The following is an 810-nucleotide window of genomic DNA, read 5'->3' as shown; positions in this document are numbered from 1 at the left end:
TGGAAGTACGAGCCCAAGCAGGACCCGTCGGTGATCCCGGTGATGTGCTGCGACACGGTCAACCGCGGCCTGGCCTACTCGGACAACGCGATCATCCTGCACCAGGCCGACACCACGGTGGTGTCGCTCGACGCCAAGACCGGCAAGGTGAACTGGTCGGTGGTGAACGGCGACCCGAAGAAGGGCGAGACCAACACCGCCACGGTCCTGCCGGTGAAGGACAAGATCATCGTCGGCATCTCGGGCGGCGAGTTCGGCGTGCAGTGCCACGTGACCGCCTACGACGCCAAGACCGGCAAGAAGGTCTGGCGCGGCTACTCGATCGGCCCGGACGACCAGATGCTGGTCGACCCGGAGAAGACCACCTACCTCGGCAAGCCGGTGGGCAAGGACTCGTCGACCAAGACCTGGGAAGGCGACCAGTGGAAGACCGGCGGCGGCTGCACCTGGGGCTGGTTCTCCTACGACCCCAAGCTCGACCTGATGTACTACGGCTCGGGCAACCCCTCGACCTGGAACCCCAAGCAGCGTCCGGGCGACAACCGCTGGTCGATGACCATCTGGGCGCGTAACCCCGACACGGGCGTGGCCAAGTGGGTCTACCAGATGACCCCCCACGACGAGTGGGACTACGACGGCATCAACGAGATGATCCTCACGGATCAGAAGGTCGGCGGCAAGGAGACCCCGCTGCTGACCCACTTCGACCGCAACGGCTTCGGCTACACCCTCAACCGCGCCACCGGCGAGCTCCTCGTCGCCGAGAAGTTCGACCCGGTCGTCAACTGGGCCTCCAAGGTCGACATGGAC

The 810-nt window shown here is 65.4% G+C and carries 1 protein-coding gene; it reads left to right on the top strand.

From position 1 onward, the window contains the following. A partial coding sequence (locus FV223_RS28970) for a PQQ-binding-like beta-propeller repeat protein (protein ID WP_147730040.1) occupies positions 1-810 on the top strand: 810 nt, incomplete at both ends.

Source organism: Methylobacterium sp. WL116, from assembly GCF_008039455.1.
In the GTDB taxonomy this organism is placed as follows: Bacteria; Pseudomonadota; Alphaproteobacteria; order Rhizobiales; family Beijerinckiaceae; genus Methylobacterium.
Note: the sequence above shows the minus strand (reverse complement) of the source record. Positions and strands in the feature narration are given on the sequence as shown.